General features: G+C 56.2%; 16 protein-coding genes and 1 tRNA gene. 6 read left to right on the top strand and 11 right to left on the bottom strand.

The window, feature by feature from the left end; genetic code table 11:
• Window positions 1-62: 62 nt before the first annotated feature.
• The 4 genes from RYC17_RS05340 to bglX all read right to left on the bottom strand — a co-directional run bounded on the left by RYC17_RS05340 (window position 63) and on the right by bglX (window position 8,125).
• Complete coding sequence (locus tag RYC17_RS05340; RefSeq protein WP_080396245.1) at window positions 63-2,435, bottom strand: PAS domain-containing protein; 2,373 nt, start codon at window positions 2,433-2,435, stop codon at window positions 63-65.
• A 224-nt stretch (window positions 2,436-2,659) separates the two neighbouring features.
• Window positions 2,660-3,994 (bottom strand): sigma-54 dependent transcriptional regulator, encoded by a 1,335-nt coding sequence (locus RYC17_RS05335; protein ID WP_316902619.1) that lies wholly within the window; start codon window positions 3,992-3,994, stop codon window positions 2,660-2,662.
• 6 nt (window positions 3,995-4,000) lie between these two features.
• Window positions 4,001-5,758: an ATP-binding protein gene (locus RYC17_RS05330; RefSeq protein WP_058400841.1), complete on the bottom strand. Its 1,758-nt coding sequence runs from the start codon at window positions 5,756-5,758 to the stop codon at window positions 4,001-4,003.
• Between the two features lie 69 nt (window positions 5,759-5,827).
• A complete protein-coding gene (bglX, locus tag RYC17_RS05325) occupies window positions 5,828-8,125 on the bottom strand; it encodes a beta-glucosidase BglX (protein WP_058400785.1) in 2,298 nt (765 codons plus the stop codon).
• Between the two features lie 320 nt (window positions 8,126-8,445).
• On the opposite strand from bglX, the gene RYC17_RS05320 reads away from it, so the two are divergent.
• Window positions 8,446-9,138 carry a TPM domain-containing protein gene (locus tag RYC17_RS05320; protein ID WP_316902649.1) on the top strand — a complete coding sequence of 231 codons (693 nt, stop codon included), beginning with the start codon at window positions 8,446-8,448 and terminating at the stop codon, window positions 9,136-9,138.
• A 26-nt stretch (window positions 9,139-9,164) separates the two neighbouring features.
• Entirely contained in the window at window positions 9,165-9,782 is a 618-nt protein-coding gene (locus tag RYC17_RS05315) for a TPM domain-containing protein (RefSeq protein ID WP_004664032.1), read from the top strand.
• A gap of 57 nt (window positions 9,783-9,839) precedes the next feature.
• On the opposite strand, the gene RYC17_RS05310 is transcribed toward RYC17_RS05315, so the two are convergent.
• Window positions 9,840-10,856, bottom strand: a complete 1,017-nt coding sequence (locus tag RYC17_RS05310; RefSeq protein WP_316902618.1) for an alpha-xenorhabdolysin family binary toxin subunit B — start codon at window positions 10,854-10,856, stop codon at window positions 9,840-9,842.
• Complete coding sequence (locus tag RYC17_RS05305; protein WP_316902617.1) at window positions 10,853-12,073, bottom strand: alpha-xenorhabdolysin family binary toxin subunit A; 1,221 nt, start codon at window positions 12,071-12,073, stop codon at window positions 10,853-10,855. The genes RYC17_RS05310 and RYC17_RS05305 overlap by 4 nt, the downstream gene beginning before the upstream one ends.
• 295 nt (window positions 12,074-12,368) lie before the next feature.
• Here RYC17_RS05305 and RYC17_RS05300 point away from each other — a divergent pair, with 295 nt between their 5' ends.
• From RYC17_RS05300 to RYC17_RS05285, 4 genes are all read left to right on the top strand, one after another.
• Window positions 12,369-13,589 carry an SAM-dependent methyltransferase gene (locus RYC17_RS05300; RefSeq protein WP_316902616.1) on the top strand — a complete coding sequence of 407 codons (1,221 nt, stop codon included), beginning with the start codon at window positions 12,369-12,371 and terminating at the stop codon, window positions 13,587-13,589.
• Between the two features lie 150 nt (window positions 13,590-13,739).
• Window positions 13,740-14,888 (top strand): L-threonine dehydrogenase, encoded by a 1,149-nt coding sequence (gene yiaY / locus RYC17_RS05295; RefSeq protein ID WP_316902615.1) that lies wholly within the window; start codon window positions 13,740-13,742, stop codon window positions 14,886-14,888.
• A 24-nt stretch (window positions 14,889-14,912) separates the two neighbouring features.
• Window positions 14,913-15,359, top strand: a complete 447-nt coding sequence (locus RYC17_RS05290) for a GNAT family N-acetyltransferase (RefSeq protein ID WP_058408065.1) — start codon at window positions 14,913-14,915, stop codon at window positions 15,357-15,359.
• Between the two features lie 123 nt (window positions 15,360-15,482).
• Window positions 15,483-16,730 carry a polysaccharide lyase family 1 protein gene (locus RYC17_RS05285; RefSeq protein ID WP_316902614.1) on the top strand — a complete coding sequence of 416 codons (1,248 nt, stop codon included), beginning with the start codon at window positions 15,483-15,485 and terminating at the stop codon, window positions 16,728-16,730.
• On the opposite strand, the gene RYC17_RS05280 is transcribed toward RYC17_RS05285, so the two are convergent.
• The 5 genes from RYC17_RS05280 to RYC17_RS05260 form a co-directional block, all read right to left on the bottom strand.
• Window positions 16,722-18,074 carry a Fic family protein gene (locus RYC17_RS05280; RefSeq protein WP_316902613.1) on the bottom strand — a complete coding sequence of 451 codons (1,353 nt, stop codon included), beginning with the start codon at window positions 18,072-18,074 and terminating at the stop codon, window positions 16,722-16,724. The genes RYC17_RS05285 and RYC17_RS05280 overlap by 9 nt on opposite strands.
• A gap of 150 nt (window positions 18,075-18,224) precedes the next feature.
• Complete coding sequence (locus tag RYC17_RS05275; protein WP_058400795.1) at window positions 18,225-18,665, bottom strand: YqaA family protein; 441 nt, start codon at window positions 18,663-18,665, stop codon at window positions 18,225-18,227.
• A 9-nt stretch (window positions 18,666-18,674) separates the two neighbouring features.
• The gene (locus RYC17_RS05270; RefSeq protein WP_058400796.1) at window positions 18,675-19,553 is read right to left on the bottom strand and encodes a nickel/cobalt efflux protein RcnA; all 879 of its coding nucleotides are present in this window, start codon (window positions 19,551-19,553) and stop codon (window positions 18,675-18,677) included.
• 8 nt (window positions 19,554-19,561) lie between these two features.
• The gene (locus tag RYC17_RS05265; protein ID WP_005745585.1) at window positions 19,562-19,855 is read right to left on the bottom strand and encodes a metal-sensing transcriptional repressor; all 294 of its coding nucleotides are present in this window, start codon (window positions 19,853-19,855) and stop codon (window positions 19,562-19,564) included.
• Window positions 19,856-20,373: 518 nt separating this feature from the next.
• A tRNA-Gly gene (locus RYC17_RS05260) sits at window positions 20,374-20,447 on the bottom strand.
• Window positions 20,448-20,549: the final 102 nt, after the last annotated feature.

Here is a 20,549-nt window from a genome sequence, read left to right as displayed (position 1 = left end):
CTTGGTTTTATGCGTCGGGAATGCCTGCTGGCACCCCGCGTCAGGATGCCTTTGCAGCATTATTATTCTCCAGTGCGACTCACCGCCCTGTGCAGGATCGCTGCCAGATCTTCTCTGGAGTAGGGTTTTTGCAACAGGTCAAAGCGGTGTGTTTCGTCCTGAGCGATCGTTGCAAATTCAGTGCTGTAGCCGGAGGTGAGGACGACCGGCATCCAGGGATAACGAGCTTCGATTTCGGCGTACAGTTCCAGCCCGCTCATGCCGGGCATCGCGATATCCGAAAACACCACATGAAAGTTTTCCGGGTTACCGGACAACTCATGCAGCGCCTCGGTGGCACTCTTGACCCAAAGCACCTGAAAACCAAGCTGCTCAAGCATCGGTCGGGTAAAAGTACCGATGTCCTGATTATCCTCGACCATCAAAACGCACAGGCCGGGCAACGCGGCAGGCGCGCAGTGCTTGTCTTGCGCGACGACTTCGTGATTTTTTGCACTCGGCAGACATAGCGTGAAGCAGCTGCCTCTGCCCAGTTCGCTTTCAACCAGCACTTCGCCGCCCGATTGTTTGGCAAAGCCGAATACCTGCGACAACCCCAGCCCTGTACCCTGTCCCACGCTTTTGGTGGTGTAGAACGGTTCAAAGATCATGCCCAGTTTTTCCTTGGCGATACCCGCGCCGGTATCGGTCAGCGACACCTTCACATAATCGCCATCGCTGAGTGAGGCAGGCTGATCGGCAGTGGGGCAGGCAGCGCATTCAACGCTTATGCTGAGTCGGCCCGCGCCCGACATTGCATCGCGTGCGTTGACCACCATATTGACCAGCGCAGTGTCGAACTGGCTGCCATCGGCGAAGATAAAGCACGGCTCGGCAGGCAGGTCGATGCTCACCTGAATGCGTGCGCCGGTGAGCGTATCCATCATCTCGCCAATACGCGCCACACTCTTGCAGACATCGAACACTTCCGGCTGCAAGGCCTGACGGCGGGCGAAGGCCAGCAACTGACCGGTCAGACGAGCCGCCCGGTCTACCGTACTGGAAATGGCCTCGACGTACTTCACACGGCGATGCTCTTCAAGGTTAGGTGCCTTCAACAGGTCGCTGCAGGAGCGGATTACCGTCAACAGGTTATTGAAGTCGTGCGCCACACCGCCGGTGAGTTGGCCGATAGCCTCCAGTTTCTGCGCTTGATGCAGGGCCTCCTGGGACAGACGCAACGCTGCATTGGCCTCTTCCTCGGCCTGAATGTCACGGCCGACGGCATGAATGTATTGCTGGTCCGGCACGGCAGTCCACGAGATGGTCCGGTACGAACCGTCCAGATGACGATAGCGATTCTTGAAGTGAGGAATGGTCTGGCCGTTTTCCAGCCCGCTCATGGCGGCCAGCGTACTGTCCACGTCTTCAGGATGTACCAGCCCCAGGAACTGGCTGTCGAGCAGTTGTTCTTCCGACCAGCCGAGAGCCTGAGTCCAGGCCGGATTGACCGCGCAGATGATCCCGTCGAATTGCGCCACCAGCATCAGGTCAGTCGACAGGCGCCAGATGCGGTCACGGTCACGGGTGCGCTCGATCACACGCTGCTCAAGCGTTTCGTTGAGAGACATCAGCGCTTGTTCAGCGTCTCGGAGCTGGGTCATGTCGCGGGACACGCACAGAATTTTCTCCGGCTTGCCGTCCTTGCCGAAGATCGGACTGACTTGCACATGCCACCATTTGACAGTGCCCGCCATGGTTTGCGCCGAGCCCATGAAACTGGCGTTCTGACCCGCGCGGGCCGCTTCGACAGCAGCGATGGCGTCCAGATTGCCCTGGTCCTGCCAGAAGTCAGGCCAGGGGCAGCCGCGAATCGCGTTGAAATCGCTGACTTCCATGATCCGCTGACCGCCTTCGCTCATGAAGGTCAGGCGCGAATCGAGGTCCAGCACCTTGATGCAATCATTGATGCTCGACAGAACACGCTCGGTAAACGCTTCGTTTTCATTTTGTCGGGCCTGGGCAATGACTTGGGAAGTGGTTTCATTGACCCGGCAGAACACGCCCTCGATCAGGCCGCTATCGCCGTAGAGCGGCGAATAGGAAAGCGACCACCAGGTCTGCTCGGGCTTGCCGTTGCGGACGATGGTGCGCTCAATATTGTCAGACCGGCGGCTGTGTCCACCAAGCGCCTGCTCGGCCAGCGGGCGCACGGCCTCCCAGGCATCGCCCCACACCGAGGCAATGGGTTGTCCTTGAGCCTGCTCTGCTGCAACGGGCAAAACCTGGGCATAGGCGTCATTGAAAAACAGGACAAAGTCCGGCCCCCAAAGCAGATACATGCTGTCGGGGCAACTGAGCATCAGGTTCATTGATGACAGTAGCGCTGCTGGCCATGCTTGCTTCGGTCCCAGCGCAGACGTCGACCAGTCTGTCTCTCGGATGAGCCGGCCCATATCGCCGCCTCCCAGTGGGAGGTCGAGGGGAGTATTCACGGTAGAAAATGCCCCAACTTTCGGACTGCCAATGTGAGCTTGAATAGCCAGGCGGAAATGATGTCATTATGCCTTAAAACTATCCAGCCATCACGGCCTTACATAGCCGGGACAGTATGCAGACCCGGCAGCGCGGGAAATGTTCGGTTATCGCCAGAAGAAGCCATACAGGATGTGCGCAGCCATCAGTTCAGGAACATTTCCCGTACCAGAGCATGACGCTGCATTTTCTCGTTCAGCGTCCGTCGCGGCAGTTGCAGCTCGTTGAGCACAGCCTTGATATCACCTTTATGACGGGTCAGCGAAGCGCGCAGGCATTGTGCCTCGAAGGCTTCCTGGCGTGCTGCCAGAGAGTGCCCTTGCAATTGAATATCGGGCTGCGTCGGGGTGAGTTCGAGGCCCAGCGCCTGCCGCTCGGCCGCATTGGCCAGCTCGCGTACGTTGCCGGGCCAGTCATGGCTGAGCAACTGGGTCAGGCGCGTGGCGCTGAGTGCTGGAACTTCACGGCCCATGCGTTCGGCGGCGGCTCGGGCGAAGTGGCTGAACAGTTGCGCGATGTCTTCAAGGCGCTCGCGCAACGGCGGCAGACGCAGTTCGGCAACGTTCAGGCGATAGGCCAGATCTTCACGGAAGCGCCCGGCGCGGGCCTCTTCAAGCAGGTCCGGTTTGGTCGCAGCAATGATCCGCAAGTTGACGTCGATACTCTGATTCGAACCCAGCCGTTCAAGGCGCTTGTCTTGCAGAACGCGTAGCAGCTTGACCTGTTGCGCCATGGGCATGCTCTCGATTTCGTCAAGAAACACGGTGCCGCCGTCGGCATATTCCAGTCTGCCGATACGTTTGCCCTGTGCACCGGTAAACGCGCCGCTTTCGTGCCCGAACAACTCGGCTTCGAACAGATGCTCGGGGATGGCCGCGCAATTGAGCGCGACAAAAGGTTTGCCGGCGCGTGGACCGAAATCGTGCAGGCAGCGAGCGACCAATTCCTTGCCACTGCCGGTTTCCCCCCGAATGATTACATTGACCGGCAGTTGCGCGAGCTCAAGCACCTGGCGGCGCAAGGTCTGCAGGCTGGGCGACACGCCGAGCAGCGTGGCGTCCAGTCGGATTCTTGCATCTGCCTGTTCATGCAGGCGGCGGTTTTCCAGCACCAGTTGGCGCTTCTCCAGCGCGCGCCGCAGGTTGCTGATCAGCGTTTCGGGGCTGAAGGGCTTTTCCAGAAAATCATAGGCACCTTCGCGCATCGCCTCTACAGCCATTGGCACATCGCCATGGCCGGTGAGGAGGATGACCGGCAGGTCCGGGTCCATGCCTTGCATTCGGCTCAGCAGTTCCAGACCGCTCATGCCCGGCATGCGTACGTCGGTCAGCACCACACCGGGGAAATGTTCCGGCATTTGTGCCAGGCACTCCTCGGCACGGGCGAAGACTTGCACCTCAAACCCCGACAGCGTCAGCCATTGCTCGACGGCTTGCCGAATGGGTGCCTCGTCGTCTACCACGATGACCGCGTTCAACATGTCGGGTCAGGCCTCCAGAAAGTCATTGGGCAGGCTGAACCAGAACACAGCACCTTCGGCATGGTTTTGCGCCGTAAGTTGCCCGCCCAGTTCGTGAATGATGGCGTACGACACGGCCAAGCCAAGGCCCAGACCATCGCCCACAGGTTTGGTGGTGAAAAACGGATCGAAAATACTGGCCAGGTTTTCCTCGGCGATCCCCGTTCCGTTGTCTTTGACGCTGAGCCGCCATTGCTTGTCGATGGCGTCGATACGCACTTCAAGGCGCCTGGACGGGCGCTCGCGCATGGCGTCCAGTGCATTGCGCAGCAGGTTTATCAGCACCTGCTCCAGACGTATGGCATCGCCACGCACCCACGCGGGACGTGACAGATGCAGCACGCAGTCGATGTGCTCCTCGCGCAGGCGCGGATCGAGCAACAGCAAGGCCTGATCGACTACCGTGGCCAGGTCCAGCCTCTCGCGCAAACCGCTGGGGCTCTTGCGGGCAAAGGTCTTCAGATGGCTGGTCAAGGCGGCCATACGTGTCAATTGTTGATCGACCGGAATCAGCGCTTTGCAGGCTTCATCGATTCGGCCCTGATCCAGCAGCAGCCGTACGGTTGCCAGTTGCATGCGCTGGGCTGTCAGCGGCTGGTTGATTTCGTGGGCCAGCGCTGCCGACATCTGCCCCAGCGCCGCCAGTTTGGCCGACTGGACCAGACCGTCCTGCGCGGTTTGCAGATCACGGGTGCGTTCCTGTACCAGACGCTCCAGTTCGTCCCGGTTGCGCTCCCGTAATCGCGCCAGTCGCCAGCGCTGATAGAGAAACAGAGCCAGAAATACCAGTGCCAGCCAGATGCCCGCTGCGGCGAGGCCCGCGTTGCGAATGTCCTCGCTGGACGTGGGTGGCTTGCGCAATAGGTGCAAGGTCCAGTTTTCATCGGGCAGCGGCAGCGACTGCCAAAGATAATCCGTGGTGCCATCCGGGCCTTCGACACGGCTTAAATGACTGTTTTCGCCAAAGCTTTCGATGACCCGACTGCGCAGCGGGGACAGTACTTTCTTGTCGTATTGGCGCGTGCGCAGCAGGTCGGCACGGTCCTCTACAGAAATAGGCAGCAGCTCGCGATAGCGCCAGCCCGATTGATTGGCAATGAAAACGATGCCTTTTTCGTCGCTGACCAATAGCAGGTCGTCACCTTGGCCCCACTCCTGCTCAAGGTCTGGAAACTCCAGCTTCACGATCATCGCACCGATGAAGGCACCCGTATCGTTCACCACCGCACTGGACAAGAAGTACCCAGGGATTCCGGTGGTCACACCGACCGCGTAAAAGCGCCCGGTACCCTGAGCCCGTGTTTGCAGAAAGTAGGGGCGAAAGCCGTAGTTGTGGCCGACATAGCTGTTGGGTGCGCGCCAATTGCTCGCGCTGATCGCCAGACCGTGCAGGTCGAGCAACTCAAGCGTCGATGAATGCGCCGTGTTGTTGATTTTTTCCAGCTTGAGATTGAGTGCGTTCTGCACGTCGGCGGATACCGGACCGCTCAGCGCTGCACGAATCTCCGGGTCCAGTGCCAGAACAGAGGGCAGGGCGCGATAACGTTCGATCAGGGTATGCAGGGTATTGGCATACAGTGCCAATTGCCCTTCGGCACGCACCGCATCTTCTGATAGCGCGTGACGCTGGGCCTGATGCATCGCAAGCCCGGCGCACAGCACCGCACCGGCCATAATCAGCAGCATGTACAGGGTAACGCGCCAGTAACGATGCTTGAGCGTCATGTTGCGGCCTGATCGGACTCCGCTGGCGCGTTTGCAGATCAATGCCTGCGAACGCGCCATGGACGAGCGTTACAACAGATTGAAGGTCGCTTCTTTCACGGTCTGCGAGTCCAGGCCGATCATGACCTTGAATTCACCAGGTTCCGCAGCGTACTTGAGCTCGCTATTGTAGAACTTGAGGTCGTTTTCACTGAGCGTGAAGTTAACGACTTTTTCCTCGCCAGGCTCAAGCATCACTTTTTCGAAGTTCTTCAGTTCTTTCACCGGGCGACTGATCGAGGCAGCCACATCATGCAGATACAACTGCACCACGGTCGCGCCTGCAACCTTGCCGGTGTTTTTCACGGTTACGCTGGCAGTGAGCTTGCCTTTGCGCGTCATGCTGGCGTCAGACAGCTTGATGTCCGAGACGTCGAACTGCGTATAGCTCAGACCGTAACCGAACGGGAACAGCGGGCCATTGGGCTCCTCGAAATAGTGCGAGGTATAGTTGCCCGGCTTGTCTTCATGATACGGACGGCCGGTATTCAAGTGTGCATAGTAGACCGGCAGTTGACCGATCGAGCGCGGGAACGACATGGCCAGCTTACCCGACGGGTTGTAGTCGCCGAACAGTACATCCGCCACCGCGTTGCCACCTTCGGTGCCCGGGAACCAGGTTTCGAGCATGGCATCGGCCTGTTCCTGCTCGTCGACCAGTACCAGCGGACGGCCATTCATCAACACCAGCACCAGTGGTTTACCCGTGGCCTTGAGTGCCTTGATCAGGTCACGCTGCTTGCCCGGAATGTTCAGGCTGCTGCGGCTGGCCGACTCATGGGACATACCGCGCGACTCGCCTACCACGGCAACAATCACATCAGCCTGCTCGGCGACCTTGACCGCTTCGTCGATCATTTCCTGCGCGGGACGCGGGTCGACCTCGACTTCCTTCTCGATGAAGTTCAGATAGTTGAGGATGTGCTCGTTGTCACTGACGTTGGCACCACGGGCGTAAACCAGTTTGGCCTTGTCGCCGACCGCGTTGGCCAGCCCTTCATAGACAGTGACCGACTGGTTGGGACGGCCCGCTGCCGACCAGCTGCCGAGCATGTCGAGGTGGCTTTGAGCCAATCCACCAATAACCGCGATGGTGCCTTGTTTCTTCAACGGCAGCGTGTCGTTCTGGTTCTTCAGCAGCACCAGTGTCTTGCGCGCAACATCGCGAGCCTCGGCACGGTGCAGGCGGTCGTCGGAATAGGTGTCTGCCGGGTCATCGGCAGCGACGCCGATTCGGCCGTAAGGAGCGGCGAACAGGCCCATGTCGTATTTTGCCCCAAGTACCTCACGCACGGCGCTGTCGATTTCCTTCATGGAAACCTCGCCGTCCTTGACCAGCCCGGGCAACTGCTCGCCATAGGCCACGTCGTTCATGCTCAGATCGACGCCAGCCTTGATCGCCAGCTTGGCGGCCTCGCGAAAGTCCTTGGCCACGCCGTGGTCGATCAGTTCCTTGATCGCGCCATGGTCGCTGATGGTCACGCCCTTGAAGCCCCAGTCCTTGCGCAGCAGATCCTGCATCAGCCATTTGTTGGCGGTCGACGGGACACCATTGATCGAGTTGAGCGCAACCATTACGCCGCCAGCCCCTGCATCGATGCCAGCCTTGTAGGGCGGCAGGTAGTCCTGATACATGCGCGTCATGCTCATGTCCACGGTGTTGTAGTCGCGTCCGCCTTCGACCGCGCCATACAGAGCGAAGTGTTTGACGGCAGCCATGATGCTGTCATTGGCTGCGATGTTCTTGCCCTGGAAAGACCGGACCATCACATCGGAAATGCGTGACACCAGGTAGGTGTCCTCGCCAAAGCCTTCGGAGCTGCGGCCCCAGCGTGGATCGCGGGAAATATCGACCATGGGCGCGAATGTCATGTCGATACTGTCAGCACTTGCCTCTTTAGCCGAAACCCGGCCCATCAGTGCGACGGCGTCCATGTCCCAGCTGGCGGCCATGCCCAGGCTGATCGGGAAAATCGTACGATGACCGTGAACCACGTCGTAGGCAAAAAACATCGGAATTTTCAGACGGCTTTTGGCGACAGCAGCTTCCTGCAGCGGACGATTTTCCGAACGGGTAACGGAGTTGAACGTGCCGCCGATTCTTCCGGCAGCAATTTCCTTGAGAATTTGCGGCTGTGGCATGTCGGCGCTGATGCTGATCAAACGCAACTGGCCGATCTTTTCGTCCAGGGTCATTTGTTTCATGAGTTTGCCGATGAAGGCATTCTTGGCTTGAAGCGTTGTATTGTCCGTGGCGGCGGCGCTTTGGGCCATCACCGACTGACTGGCCATCCCGACCAGCAAACCTAATAAACACAGCTTATTCATGAATGATTTCTCAAGGCTTTTGTCAGCAACTCGCGTTTAATATCCGACAGCCAGTTTTTGGGTTATGGACCTTTGGCGTTATGGTTCGTACAGGGCGCAAGGATAGTTGCCATCCGCTTCACTGTACGAAGTCCCCCCAAGGTGTGTACGAAAATGGTGGTTTGATTGATTTTTGTACAAACCCTGTTCGATCAGCTATTGACCGCATCAGGCGTTGGCGATGGATTATGCCGGGGAACTTGTGTTTTGGCTAAGGCGTGTCGTTTCAATAGATTCAAAAAAGCACCGGAGGTCTGATTTTGAAGTCTGTTTCACAATGGATGTTGTACGTGGTGATGCTATTGGGAGGTGGGTTGCGTGCCGAGGCGGAGCCAACCGCGCTGGTTTTTCCGCCAATGACCGGCAGTGTGGTCGATGCTGCACAAATGCTCGACAGCCAGACCACAGTTCGTCTGGCCAGACTTCTGCGTGCCCATGAGCAGGCCACCGGTGAGCGCGTGGTAGTGGTCACCCTGGCCGATCTGCAGGGTACGAGCATCGAAGAGTTCGGTGCCCGACTCGGCGATGCCTGGAGCCTTGGGCCGCATGGCGAAGACGACAGCGTTCTGCTGGTGGTTTACCGTGACAAGCGCAAGGTATTCATGGAAGTCGGTACAGCCCTGAAGGATCGTCTCAATGACGCCCAGGCCTCCTTGATCATGGATATGTTGATGACGCCCGAGTTTGACGACAATCGTTTTTCGGTCGGCATCGAGCGCGGCACACGGGCGGTTATTGCGGCTTTGGGCGGTCAGATACCGGATTATCCCGAACCGACGAGACAGATGTCCGAATATGAAGAGCAGACCAGTGACGATCAGGTCTGGCTGATCGCGATTGTTCTGACCCTCATCGTGCTGGGCATCGTGATCATCAGTATCAAACGCGGGGCCGCTGCCCGGCCTGCACGTGAAAGGGCCGCTGACCGCAATGACGGTCGCTTTGGCGGTGGCGGGGCTTCGGGCAACTGGTAGCGGATCGATTGGTCAATGAGGGAAGCATGGCGTTATTGAACAGAGATGAACAGCGGCAGGTCGCCGAAGCGATTGATCGCGTCGAGCAGCGCACCGATGCCGAACTGGTTACGGTACTGGCTGCTCGTGCCGACGACTACGCGTACATGCCGCTGATCTGGGCCGGGTTGATCGGCCTGCTGCTGCCGGGCACGGTCAATTACTGCGTTCAGTGGTTGAGCGCGGACGAACTGATGCTGGCGCAAATGAGTACGTTCATTGTTGTGGCGCTGGTCTGCCGCGTTTCGAACGTGTCGGCCTTGCTGGTGCCGCTTTCGGTTCGGCGCTGGAGAGCCGGAAATCTGGCACGTCGGCAGTTTCTTGAACAAAACCTGCACAAGACCCATGACGGAACCGGCATTCTGGTTTTTGTCAGTGAGGCCGAACGGTATGTCGAAATTCTGGTTGATCATGGCATTGCCAGTCGTCTGCATGACGATACCTGGAAGGCGATGGTCGACGTATTTACCCAGCAGGTTAGAGACGGGCAGACCTTGCAGGGGTTTCTCGGCTGTATCCATGCCTGTGGCGAGTTGCTTGCCGATCACGTTCCAGTGACGCACGGCAGGAATGAGCTGCCGAATCGGCTGGTGGTGTTGGGGTAACGGCAAAAAGCAGATGTCGATTTTATCGACATCTGCCTTGCTTGAAAGTCGTGCGGGTCAGACGATACGTTTTACGTCATAAAACGATTTTATGTAGGTCTTCAGTTGTTCGACATGCTCGCTGATCAACGCCGAAGCATCACTTGGCGATGTTATCTGATCCAGAAAATGATAGAGCGATTGATAAACCTTTTTCGCTTCTTGTACCCAAAGTGCTTTGCTCTGAGCGACGGCAGCGAGCCCTGTCAACTCGTCGAGTTTTTCCTTGATTACCTTTGTTTCCTGGGTAGACAGGCGGGAGTCGTCGAGCAGGGCGTTATAGCGCGACCTTAGCCTGTCGCGCTCTCGAGTAAGATCAAGATAAGTCAGGGCGCTGCTGATCTTGTCGAGTAGTTTTTCAAGTCTGGCAATCCCTGCGGAGACCAGCGCAAGTTCTGGCGATGGTGTGATGATGAGCTGTAGCTCCTCCGGGGTAGGCAGTAGTTCCTTGAACAGGTCGGCAATGTTGTACTTTTCAAGCGTACTGATCGTTGCGTCAAGCAGGCGTCGGTCTTCAGCGATTAGAGCCATTGCGCTTTCTAAAGTGGCTGATCGTTGGGTGATGCTGTCGATCTGTTGCTGGAGTGTTTCCAGCAAACGATTGCTTTCCAGCGTCAGGTTGATCTGCGCCATATTATCGCTGTGCTCGGCAATGGCCGCCGCGCTGCGGCGTACCGCAGCTGTGATATTCGATACCTGCCGAATGCGCTGCCCGTTCAGCAGGTTGATCGCTTGTTGTTTCTGTTTGTCGCTGAGCGTTGCGTCGGCCTCAATCAGTTGTTGTTTCTGATCGATCGGTTTCAGGTTTACAGTATTCAACTGCACGGTGATATTGGCCAGTTCCTGGCGATAGGCCTTGTCTGCGCTAATCAATGCGTCTTGAAGCGGCAGCATTTTTTCTTTCATGGCCGGCAGAAAGTTCAGCTTCAAACTGCTCACCTGCGCAAGAATATTCTGGCGGGCGGCTGTCATGACTTCATTGTCGGGAGGGGTGAGGACCAACGGCTCACTCAGGGTTTCAGTGCTCATGATCATTGTCCTCTCTTGCCGGATTGCTGTTCGCGTTGAAACTGATCCAGTGCACTATCAAATATCTTGAGTAGCTGATTCGCCATGCCTCTTATTTCCCGCCAAGGTGTGACTACGCCGTGAAACTGCATAGCGAAAATCATCAGCGCCTGATCAGTCGTGATCGCTGAAAGTTCACTGGCAGAACGGTCGATATACGCCGCCAGCATGGTCCAGAGGTCTTTCAAATGGGTGGCGCTCTGGTGAGCGTCCATCATGCGAATATTCATGTCTTCAAACAGTATTTGCAGGCTGCGCACGGCGGCTGCCAAAGGAGATTTTTCTTCGAGTTTTTGAACTTTCTGGTTCTTGGAATCCACCATTCGATTTTTTTCTTTTCGGATGTCCTCCGCTTGGGCGCCAAAAATGCCCCCCGTGATAGCGACCCCGATGGGCCCGCCGAAAAGACCCCAGGCAATATTATAAAGGGCGGTTTTATACTCGTTGTTTTTCTGCTCGATTTCCGTCGTCAGTTGTTCGATATCTTTTTCCAGATCCTGGATCTGCTGGTCCAGATCAGAACAATTTGCCAGTTTCACCTTGTCATTGATGCCGGGAATGAGCTGGACGCTGAGAACGGTGCTGAACGTATCGATGTGGTCCGCCAGGGTTTGCGCAGCGTGCTGATGGTTTTTTATTTGTGACGCCGTTTTCTTCAGAAACTCTGCCAGCGTGATACACACCCTCTGATCGGTTTCGCCGAGTGGTACCGGCGCAGCGTTACGGACCTCCTCGATGTTTAAATCGGCAACGGTCAGGTCCAGTTGTCTGGCAAAATCCATTTTTTCGATGTGGTTGATGATCTGTTCGCCCTGTCTCGAGAATTGGGTGGCAAACAATTCAATGGCGAACCCGCTGCGTTTGATGCCATCCTCGATACTGAGCCAGCTCTTGCCATGATTATTGATTGCCTGGTAAGTCACCAGCATATCTTTGGGCTCAAGCCCGGGAATGTAACTTCTTGTAAAACCCAATTGCTGTTCGACACGAGTAAGCGAGGTGGGAATATTCAGGGCGTGACGCTCGTAACGCTTAAGACTGAGGATGTCTTCCCTGGTCAGAATAAGTGCCGCGCTCCGGCCTCCGTTTTTTTCATCATCGAATATGAGGCTCAAGTACTCTACGGGTTTTAAAGTAACCCGTGCGATATCTTCGTTTTCCAAGAGTGCTGCTTGACTCAACATACTGCACGTTCCTTGTACAAGTTATTCTGTTAGAGCAAAAAGCTCCAAGAGTGAGATCTGATTGTCTGTCATCAGTGAGGGCGACTATAAAGGTGTTTTTGCGCGGTACAAGTAATGGCTCGTGATTTTCGTCGTGATTGTTTTACAGGTTATGTGTGTTTCGCTTTGGTGTGTAGGTCCGTGCAAACAGTGTGTGTAGTCTTTGAAAAATAGAGGTGCCCTTGACGCGTCGACGCGCCTAAAATGCCGGTCTGATTTTTCGAGTCCCGGCCGGGACGTTTGAGGCACATTTTCAATGTCAGTCATTACCCCCACGTCATCCAACACTGCGACCGATCACCGCGCGCAGTTTCTCGGCCTGCTGGACACCAGCCTGTCGCAAAACTCGCTGATCAAGCTGGTGCTGGCCAAATACGTGGGCAGCGAGGCCGAATTACAGCGGGTCATCATTAAACCGCTGACCGTCAAGGAACAGCCATGCCTTACCTTTGTGTATCGCTACAAGACCCGCGATATCACCAAGAATTTCCCGCTTGCAGAAGCTGTGGGCGTTATTGCCAGCCTGATACCTGAATCGTTCAAGAACGCGCATCTGCTGTCGCTGACCGACGAGGTGCAGCTGGAATTCAGCAAGAAGGGCAAGACCACGCTGTTCAAAAGCAAGGCTCAGCAGGAGCGTGAAGCTCCTTCGGCCGGGCATGATCGTGAGAAAAAACGCTATCTGGAGCTGAGCCGCCCGTTCCTGGCCGACTTGGGTGTCACCAATCGGCAGCATGAACTGATCCCTGCGATGTCGCGCAAGTGGAAGCAGATCAACAAGTTCATCGAAGTGTTTTCCCATGCCTTGAGTTCATCGCCACTCAAGCTAGATCAGCCGATCAAGGTGGCAGACTTCGGCTCAGGCAAGGGCTACCTGACCTTCGCGATCCATGACTACCTGTGCAATACCTTGCAGGCGCAAGGGCAAGTGACCGGTGTCGAGCTGCGTGAGGACATGGTCACCTTGTGCAATAACGCCGCGGCGGGTCTTGAGCACCCTGGCCTGACGTTCCAGCACGGCGATGTGCGTACTGTCGCGCCCAGCGCGCTGGATGTGATGATCGCGCTGCATGCCTGTGACATCGCAACCGACTACGCCATTCATATGGGCATTCGCTCCGGCGCCTCGATCATCATGTGCTCGCCGTGCTGCCACAAACAGATTCGCCTGCAGATCCAGAGCCCGGCCTTGCTGAGACCGATGTTGCAATACGGCCTGCATATGGGCCAGCAGGCAGAAATGGTCACGGACAGCCTGCGTGCCTTGTTGCTGGAAGCGTGCGGTTACGAAACCAAGGTCTTTGAGTTCATCTCTCTGGAGCACACCAACAAGAACAAGATGATACTGGCGGTCAAGCGCGCCGAACCGGTCAACCCGGACCTGTTGATCGCGCGTATCCAGGAGCTGAAGACGTTTTACGGCATCAGCGAGCAGTGCCTTGAAACGCTGCTGAGGGCGGACGGCTTCATCGGCTGAAATAGCCACCCTGCATGCGTAGACCGAAGAATCTTCGACCAACGGTCTGCTATCGGGCTGCTTCGTTGCGCCAGGTCAATGGTTGTACCTCGCACACGGCGGATGCTTGAGCTATCACCCAAGCATCCGAGCTACCCACGAGGGTCCGTCATGATCAGCACCTTTTTCATCCCCGCAGTGAACATCATCGGCACTGGCTGCATTGATGAAGCCATGCTCGCCATTCGCAAATACGGATTTCTAAAGGCGTTGATCGTGACCGACGCAGGGCTGGCCAAGGCCGGTGTGGCCAGTCAGGTCGCGGGGCTGTTGGTGGAGCAGGGCATCGACTCGGTGGTGTATGACGGTGCCAAACCCAATCCGACCATCGCCAACGTCGAGAACGGTCTGGCCTTGCTGCGGGAACGCCAGTGCGATTTCGTGATTTCTCTGGGCGGCGGTTCACCTCATGACTGCGCCAAGGGAATTGCCCTGTGCGCCAGTAACTGTGGGCATATCAGTGATTATGAAGGCGTCGACCGTTCGGCAAAACCCCAGTTGCCGCTGATTGCGATCAACACCACCGCCGGAACCGCCAGCGAAATGACCCGCTTCTGCATCATCACCGACGAAGCGCGCCACGTAAAAATGGCCATCATTGACCGTAACGTGACGCCACTGTTATCCGTAAACGACCCGAACATGATGATTGCCATGCCCAAGTCACTGACCGCCGCCACCGGTATGGATGCCTTGACTCACGCGATAGAGGCCTATGTCTCGACGGCTGCCACTCCGATCACGGATGCCTGCGCGTTGCAGGCCATGGCACTGATTGCCAACAATCTGCGCGACGCCTTCACCAATGGAGCGAACATTACTGCGCGCGAGAACATGGCCTACGCACAGTTTCTGGCCGGCATGGCGTTTAACAACGCATCATTGGGCTATGTACACGCCATGGCGCATCAACTGGGCGGCTTCTATGATTTGCCGCACGGTGTGTGCAACGCCGTATTGCTGCCTCATGTTCAGCGTTTCAATGCGAGCGTCAGCGCTGCGCGGCTGACTGATGTTGCACATGCGATGGGCTGCAATATTCGTGGTCTTTCTCCGCAAGAAGGCGCTCAGGCGGCAATCGAGGCCATTCGCGCACTGTCGGCTGCCGTGGACATCCCGGCGGGGCTGGCGGTGCTTGGCGTCAAGGAAGAGGATTTTCCGATCCTGGCCACCAATGCCCTGAAAGATGCGTGCGGTCTGACCAATCCGCGTCGTGCCGATCTTGAGCAGATTCAGGAGATATTTCGTCAGGCAATGTGATCAACCGCAACAGACAGGCTAAAAATGGCAACGCTCTTACCCTACACATTTTCGGCCCGGAATATCTGTCTGGATATTTTCGACAGCAACGTACCGCGTTACTTTGATCCTGCGGAGCGCGAGCAATTTGCAAGCTTCCTGCTGGCACCGTTGGGTCATTACTTCGTTGTCGAGCGTGATGGCGATGTTCTGGCTTGCGGGGGATACCTCGTGCTGTCAGACCCGTCAGTGGCCGAGCTTACATGGGGCATGGTCCACAGTGAGCAACACGGTAGCGGCCTGGGCAGGTTTCTGACCCAGGCGAGACTTGATGTCGTAAGGTCATTACCGGGCGTCACCCGTTCCCACATCGATACCAGCCAGCACGTTCAGGGCTTCTACTTGAATCTGGGGTTTGTCGTGACCTCTGTCGAAGTGGACGGGCATGGTCCTGGAATCGACAGTATCAGAATGGAGCTGGCGTTTTCGTGAGTGATGCTCGCGGCTGAACAGAGCCTGACGAAGGCTACAGAATACGAGTAAGGCAGGCCGCTCTGCGTTTAGCATTCAGACTGTTTTCGCGACCCTTCGCGAATGGGACTGGAAGTTCAACAAATGAGGCTTTTGGGTGCTCTTTTGCAATGCGTTTCTGCTTTGTTCCTGATGCTGTCGGGGGCGCAATACCTGGAGGCAGCGGACTTGCCTGAAGGTTTTGCCAAAGGGGTTACGGGGGGCGGAGCCGCCGCGGCAGTACACCCTTCGACACTTGATCAGCTTCGGTCTGCACTGTGCGCGTCTTACGACTCGCGCGGTGCCTGTACCGATGAAACTCCGCGGGTCATTGTGCTGGAGCACCTGTTCGATTTTCGCGGGAGTCTCGTTGCCAAAGGCAGTGCCGAAACCACCGAACCGGGTTGCATGGTCAAACAGTGTCCGCATGGCGGCGAGCAGCTTGCACTCAATGGTCCCAACAACTTCTGCCAATCCAGGCCACCGGTCATGGTGACCTACGACAATGCAGGGCTGAAGCCACTGAAAGTCGGATCGAACAAGACCCTGATAGGCGTGGGCAAAAAGGCTGGTATCCAAGGTGCGGGGCTGTTCATCGGTGACGGCGCACATAACGTGATTGTCCGTAACCTGACGCTCTCAGACATCAACCCGAGTGTCGTATGGGGCGGAGATGCGCTCACTCTGAACAAGGCCGATGGCGTGTGGATTGACCACAACACCTTCGCGCGTATCGGCAGACAAATGATCGTGACAGGCTGGGGCACTGCTTCACACGTCACCATTTCCAGCAATGAATTCGACGGTCGCACGCCTTACTCGTCGACCTGCGATGGTCATCATTACTGGGTCTGGCTGTTCCTCGGCAGTCAGGACACGCTGACGCTGTCGAAAAACTACATACACGACGCTTCGGGAAGAGCGCCGCATTCCGGAGGCATGAATAATGCGCAAGTCCGCGCTCAACTGGTCAATAACGTTTTTCAGCGCATGACCTACCAGGGCGCAATCATGTCGCGGACTTCATCCTCACAGTTGCTGGTGGAAGGGAATGATTTTGAAAACGTAGCTCATCCACTGTTCAACGACACGGATCAGCCGGGTACCGCGTTTGCTTTGTTTGGTCCGGGTCCAGCTGGCGCAAACGATGTATGTATGAGTGTTATTGGAAGAGCGTGTGTGGCGAATCAGCAACAGATGAGTGGCGATGACTATCGTCCTCAGGACACATCTGTGCTGGAGGCTTTCGGGGATTATCGGCAGTTTCTGGTGGTGCCGGTTTCGGCGCAAGAGGCCAGGGCGCGCGTACCGGAAGACGCAGGCGTGGGGAAGGTAGGTGTTGGTTTACGATGATGATTTCAATAGTTGAGTCGTATCGATCATCGAATAAACCGACTCACTGCCGGTCTTCATTTTGTGAAACAGTTTCAGGTCCACCAAACCATTCAGTACAGTTGCCGCTGTATTGTAAGCACACCCCAGCTTGTTTTTGACATCGGTCACGGTGAAAGACTTTATGTCTGATGAGTTGGCCACGTTGAAGATGATTCGTTGTTTGTCGGACAGCTTCGTGTACAGCCCCGACTCGTAAAGGAACGCGTTGAAGCGATCAATTGCAGCCACGTTCGCTTCGTGATTTCTCATAAACTCTTTGATGGCCCGCGCAATGACCTGGCACTGATAGTCGATGAAGTACGTCAGGTCCATGTCATCCGTTTCGGTGTACAGGTAGCTTTTTTCATACTTGATCGGAGCGATTTTCAGAAGCGTGCTGATGGCGATATACCTGAATCCGCCAAAACCACATTTGAACAGGTACCAATAAAATAACGACCTGGCGACTCGACCGTTGCCATCGTGAAATGGGTGCTCATAACCAATCACGAAATGGAGGATGACCGCTTTTATCAACGGATGAATGTAGGTTGGACTGTCCAGGTCCGAGTGCTCGCTATTCGCCCACGCAATAACCGACAGAAGCCGTTTCTGAATGCCTTGAGCGGGCGGTGGCTGATGAACAATGTTTCCGTTTCCATCCTCGACAACAACGTCATCCACTGACCGTAATTCGCCTGGACAATAACGCTCGTCTTCTATCCCTTCGACACCCACCTGATGCAGGTCGGTTATCAGCTCAAGCGACAGTTCCTGGTCCCGGCATTCCCACGCATGTTGCATCATCCGGAAATTACCGATGATCATCTTTTCGTCGGGAGTCCGGGCGCTACGCTTTCTTTTCAGCAACTCCTTTGCTGCTTTGGTAGTCGTTGCAGCCCCCTCAAGCTGGCTGCTGCTGATCGCCTCGTCTTCGACCAGATCGTTAAGCAGGTACGTCAGTTGCCTGGACTCTCCAATTCTGGAGCACATCCATTCCAGCGCCGCTGTGGTCGTATTCTGGTCACCGGCAGAGACAGCCATTTGCATTGCAGGCGTATAGAGAAAGCCGCAGGGCCGAGATGGTTCACCCAGAGATATGGCCGTGACTAGCTGGCGATTTCTGGCTTGCCTGACGACCGACCAGGCCAGAGCTGCATCCAGCGATTTAGGAAATCTGAAACGCAGTTTATCGAAATGCAGATAACGTCCCTGCGCATCGAAGGGCTGCGCAAGCTCAAGGTAGGCGTCTGCCTGATCGGCGTGATCGCTGATAATCATGGCGAACGGATTCTGGATGAGCGCAGGCGGCGACTTGACCATGATTTCAAATTTCCAGGAATTTGAGATGGAGAGTACGGAGGTTGGGGTTTTATTTCAATTTTTTGCAAAATTGAAATAAGTATCAAAGCGAAACCGGGCACTCTATCTGGAGTGTCTACCCACTATTCGAGCCGCCACCGCCGATCACCTCTATACCGCCCACCCCAGCGTGATCGCTGTCAGCGTCAAATAGCGTAAAGCTTTTGCAAAAGTGACGACGAGAAGAAAGCTCCAAAGCGGTTCGCGCATGACACCGGCGATCATGGTGATCGGGTCACCGATGATGGGCACCCAACTGAGCAGCAATGCCCAGCGTCCATGGTGCCTGTAAATAATTTGCGCTTTGTCGAGGTGTCGCTCGCTGATGGGGAACCAGCGCTTGTGCCGAAAGCGTTCAATCGAGCGCCCTAGATACCAGTTCACGACCGACCCCAGAACATTGCCCGTCGTTGCCGTCACCAAAAGAAGAGTCGTCGCGTAGCGTTCCGAAAGGAGCATACCGGCCAGCATTGCTTCAGACTGCAGCGGCAGAAGCGTTGCGGCACCAAATGCCACGGCAAAGAGGCCCAGATAGCTGGTCAGCTCGAACACGATGTCATCTCACGAATACAATCCGTTCCAGCCGTGGACACCCACGTACACGCCGACGCAAATGATCAACACGCTGGAAAGATACGGAGCTCGTCGGGCAGCTGCATTGAGCCAGGGAAAACGGCTTGATGCTTTGCGAGCGCCGATAGCGGCAGCGGCTCCGACAGTCACCAAAGTGATTGCCAAACCAATGCTGAAACAAAGCACCATCGCGGCCCCCAGCGTGACTTGCTTCACTTGCAGGCACAGCAGCAAAACAGTGATTGCGGCTGGGCAAGGGATGAGCCCGCCGGTCAAACCGAACATCAGAATCTGACCGTTGCTGACCTCTCGGTGGGTGAACCGCTTGCGAATGTCTTCGGCATGGGCCTTCTCATGAGCATCCTGATAGCCCTCGGCAGCCAGCGTGAATCTTTGCGGATTGCCGTGATCATGGCTATGGCCGTGCTGGTGTTCCAGGTCATGGTCATGGCTTTGGTGGTGTATTTCGTGGTCGTGGTGATCGCTGTGGGCACCGTTTTCTTCTTCGAATTTAAACAGCTGCTCGCCACGCCATGTGCGCCACAGCATCCACAGCGCGATGGCGATGATCAGCGCTGAGGACGCAAGTTGAAAGTAGGGCTCGGTCGTTTCGGCATCCAGGCCCTGACCCAAATACATGCCGCCGATGGCGACCAACCAGACAACAGCGGTATGGGAAAGCGTTGCCGCCAGCCCGAGCATGACAGCCTGCTTCACCGATCCCCGAATGGCCACGATGAATGCCGCCATCATGGTTTTGGAGTGCCCTGGCTCCAAGCCGTGCAATGCCCCTAAAAGTATGGCGCTGGGGAAGTACAGCCAAGCGTGTGCACCGCCTCGCTGCAATAAATCGGCAAAGTCGGGCATGTGAGGCCTTACAGGTATTTAGTGATTTGCTTGAAGGCTTCAAGTGGCGCTCGCTCGCCTTTGGCAAGAGCACCCATGGTGTTTTCAAGGCAGTGATCGATATGATCCTGGATCAGCGTGCGTTTCGCCTGACATATCGCTTTCTCGACTGCATGAAGCTGTTGAGCAATGTCCACGCATTCGCGGCCGTCTTCGATCATGGTGATGATGCTTCGCAAGTGGCCGTCTGCACGCTTGAGACGTTTGATGATCGCCTCGTGTGACTGGTGCGTATGGTCATACGGATGTTCGTGCTCACTCATCGCTTGAGCCTGTTTGGTGAATGATCCAGGCTGACACCTTATCCTCCCCGGGGGGATAAGGTCAAAGGTGTTGCGCCTGACGTTACTATTTGGTTGATTGAGGATGGGACTGGCGGGGTGTTGGTTACCCTCAGGCCCCTCTGAACTTGATGGCTTGGGTGCAACGGATAGTGGCCTGTTAACGCTCGCAGGTCATCTTCAAAAAACTGTCAGGTAGTTGATTTCAGTTTCCAGGGTTCTGACGCTTGAGCTGGCGCGAGCACGTGCTTCCTGCCAAGTCGTTAGCATGTACCCAAGCTTGGTAAGTCGTCATTCCAGACGCTGCGTACTATCGCTTTTTCGGCGGTCAGGTGGCTGGAACGCGTTGATGTATGGATATCAGTCTGACTGAAGATAGAGGCGATACTGAACATGAGCAGCTATGCGAAGAAGCGTAGATCCCGCTCGGACAGCGGTAGAGGTTGTCACGCTACGTGCCATTCGGAGATTTGAGGAGAATTAACGTGTCAGGAGAGAAATGGAGCGGGTAGAGGGAATCGAACCCTCAACTAAAGCTTGGGAAGCTTTCGTTTTACCACTAAACTATACCCGCTCTGGGACCTGCTCTGAGCGGCTGACTTTGTACCAGAACCCTGCCTTTATTTGAAGCGCTAATTTCACCGCGCAGCGATTTCCCTCCTGATCACACCCTCGC

It is taken from the genome of Pseudomonas syringae group sp. J248-6, from assembly GCF_032586995.1.
GTDB lineage: Bacteria > Pseudomonadota > Gammaproteobacteria > Pseudomonadales > Pseudomonadaceae > Aquipseudomonas > Aquipseudomonas amygdali.
This window is presented reverse-complemented; position numbering and strand designations above follow the sequence as displayed.